This window comes from Actinocrinis sp. (assembly GCF_035605935.1).
Classification (GTDB): domain Bacteria; phylum Actinomycetota; class Actinomycetes; order Streptomycetales; family Catenulisporaceae; genus Actinocrinis.
The window spans coordinates 1-3,135 of record NZ_DATNGK010000150.1 but is presented as its reverse complement, the minus strand read 5'-3'; the positions used below and the strand labels follow the sequence as shown (position 1 = coordinate 3,135).

Here is a 3,135-nt window from a genome sequence, read left to right as displayed (position 1 = left end):
CGCCGACCGGAGCCTCGATGAGCGGAACCTCTACCGTCAGCGCCTCGGCGGAGGAGGCCACCGGGAGCGGCACCTCGACTGTCGGGGCGTCAGGTGTCGTAGCCGCCTCGGATCCCGCTTCGGCGACGGCGGTTTCATGGCTTTCACGCGCGGGCTGGACGGGCTGCGTGTCGACCTGTGGCAGCTCGCCGCGCGGGACCTCGACCGTTGGTGCCTCGATCGGCGCCTCGACCGGTGTGACGAGCGGCGGTTCGATCGCCGCAGTCGGCACAAGCGGCGCGAGCGGCGTAGTCGGCGCGGTCTGCGGCAGCGCTGCCGGACGCGAGCGCTGCCAGCGTGACTTGAGCGGCTTCGACTTCGGCTTGCCTACGGTGGCCTGGCCGTTCGCGGATCCGCGCGATGCCGCCGCACCGCGACCGCCGGTCCCCTCCGCCGCGATCTTCTCCTGCAGCTTGATGATCCCCTGCAGCAGCGCCTCCGGCCGCGGCGGGCAGCCCGGCACGTACACGTCCACCGGGATGATCTGGTCGACACCCTTGGTCACCGCGTAGGAGTCCCAGTACGGCCCGCCGCAGTTCGCGCAGGCGCCGAAGGAGATAACGTACTTCGGCTCCGGCATCTGCTCGTACAGCCGCTTGACCGCCGGAGCCATCTTGTCGCTGACCGTGCCGGATACGACCATCAGATCGGCCTGGCGCGGCCCTGGCGCGAACGGGATCACGCCCAGCCTGATGAAGTCGTGCCGAGCCATCGACGCCGCGATGAACTCGATCGCGCAGCAGGCCAGGCCGAAGTTGAACACCCAGAGCGAATACTTGCGGCCCCAGTTGAGCACGACTTTCATCGGCTTGGGCGCCAGATCGAAGCCCGTACCGAAGCCGCGCGCCGGTGCACCGACCCGCGGGATGCCGAGTGCGACCGCGCCCCCTTCCGCGCCGGCGCCCGTCCGGCCGCCGTTGCCGGCACCGTTCGAGCCCGCGTCGCCCCCGGCGCCCGTCCCGATCGCCGGGGCCAGCGCCTCCCCCTCATTCACAGCCACGTCAGCACGCCCTTCTTATAGGCGTAGAGGATCCCGACCGCCAGGAAGCCGATGAAGACGAACATCTCGACCAGCGTGGTAGCGCCGAAGCCCGGCGCGGCGAACACGGTAGCCCATGGGAACAGGTAGACGGCGTCCACCGCGAAGATGACGTAAAGAAACGCATAGACGTAGTACCGCACGTGAGTGTGCGCCCAGCCCTCGCCGACAGGGTCCACGCCACACTCATAGGTGAGCAGCTTCTCCGGTGTCGGCCGGGCCGGGGCTAGCAGCCGGTTCGCGGCGAAGGAGACGGTGACGAACGCGATGCCTAGTAGTAAGAGCATGCCGACGATCGAGTAGGCGGAGTAATAGGTCGTGCCGCCCGTGCCGCCGAATCCCATAAAGCTCGCCGCCTGCCCTCGCGCGTCAGTCAACCGCCAACCGCTTCCGGGGTTTCTCCCTCTTCCGGGTGGGTCCCCCGTGTCATCGCACAAGGGTACTCGGCTCGCTAGAGCGCTCACGGACTGCCGTGCGCCGCACCGGGCCGGGCCGTTCAGCGTCCACTCAGGCGTACGATGGATTGGACTCGGGAGCTAGGGGAACTACCCGCTCCGGTGATCGAAGCGGCGCAGGCGATCCCAAGTACCGTCCCAGGATGCGGACGCGCAAGGAGGTTCGGTGGCGGGCGAGGCGATCGACGAGAAGCGGGCAACCGCGGTCGAGCGGATCGGTGCGGTAGTGATCCGGATCGCGGGTGACTCAGGCGACGGCATGCAGTTGACCGGGGACCGGTTCACCGCGGAGACCGCCGCATATGGCAATGATCTGTCCACGCTGCCGAACTTCCCGGCCGAGATCCGCGCGCCCGCCGGGACGCTGCCGGGGGTCTCGGCCTTCCAGTTGCACTTCGCGGACCACGACATCCTCACGCCGGGCGACGCGCCGGATGTGCTGGTGGCGATGAATCCGGCGGCGCTCAAGGCGAATTTGAAGGATGTGCCGCGCGGCGCGACGATCATCGTCAATACCGATGAGTTCACCACGCGCGCACTGACCAAGGTTGGTTACTCGGCCAACCCGCTGGAGACCGGCGAGCTGGACGGGTACCGCGTGCACCCGGTGGCGCTGACCTCTTCTACAGTCAAGGCGCTGGAAGGGCATCCGCTCTCCCGCAAAGAGGCTGAGCGCGCAAAGAACATGTACGCGCTTGGACTGCTCTCCTGGCTGTACAATCGGCCGACTGACCGCACGCTGGCGTTCCTCGATCAAAAGTTCGGCAACAAGCCCGACATCGCCGCCGCGAACCGGGCGGCGTTCCTGGCCGGCTGGAACTACGGCGAGACCACCGAGGAGTTCGCGGTCTCCTATGAGATCGCCCCGGCGCCGCTGCCGAGCGGCAGGTACCGCAACATCTCCGGGAACCTGGCGCTGGCCTATGGCCTGATCGCGGCCTCGCAGCGCTCCGGTTTGCCGCTGTTCCTGGGCTCCTACCCGATCACGCCGGCCTCGGACATCCTGCACGAGCTGTCGAAGCACAAGAACTTCGGCGTGCGCACGTTCCAGGCCGAGGACGAGATCGCCGGCATCGGTGCGGCGCTGGGCGCTTCCTTCGGCGGCGCACTGGGCGTGACGACCACCTCCGGACCGGGCGTCGCGCTTAAGAGCGAGACCGTCGGCCTGGCCGTGTCGCTGGAGTTGCCGCTCCTCATCTGTGACATTCAGCGCGGCGGGCCGTCCACCGGTCTGCCGACGAAAACCGAGCAGGCGGACCTGCTACAAGCGATGTTCGGCCGCAACGGCGAAGCGCCGGTGCCGATCGTCGCGCCGCGCTCTCCGGCGGACTGCTTTGACGCGGCGATCGAGGCGGCGCGGATCGCGCTGACGTATCGCACGCCGGTGTTCCTGCTTTCGGATGGTTATCTGGCCAACGGTTCGGAGCCGTGGCACATCCCGGACGCCGAAAAACTGCCGGATCTGCACGTCGAATTCGCTACTGCGCCGAACCACACCGATGTCAATGGCCAGCCGGTCTTCTGGCCCTTCCTGCGTGATCCGGAGACTTTGGCGCGGCCGTGGGCGATTCCGGGTACGCCGGGGCTTGAGCACCGGATCGG

2 protein-coding genes and 1 pseudogene are annotated in these 3,135 nt (G+C 68.0%); 1 reads left to right on the top strand and 2 read right to left on the bottom strand.

Translation table 11 applies throughout. The annotated features are described in order from the left end of the window. Positions 1-411: 411 nt before the first annotated feature. Both VN779_RS26475 and VN779_RS12655 read right to left on the bottom strand, forming a co-directional pair. Positions 412-907 (bottom strand): annotated as a pseudogene (locus tag VN779_RS26475) (NADH-quinone oxidoreductase subunit B); the annotation flags it as partial. A gap of 122 nt (positions 908-1,029) precedes the next feature. Beyond that, positions 1,030-1,422 carry an NADH-quinone oxidoreductase subunit A gene (locus VN779_RS12655; protein WP_349260760.1) on the bottom strand — a complete coding sequence of 131 codons (393 nt, stop codon included), beginning with the start codon at positions 1,420-1,422 and terminating at the stop codon, positions 1,030-1,032. 277 nt (positions 1,423-1,699) lie between these two features. On the opposite strand from VN779_RS12655, the gene VN779_RS12650 reads away from it, so the two are divergent. After that, on the top strand, positions 1,700-3,135 hold a 1,436-nt coding region (locus VN779_RS12650; RefSeq protein ID WP_325722747.1), incomplete at its 3' end, for a 2-oxoacid:acceptor oxidoreductase subunit alpha.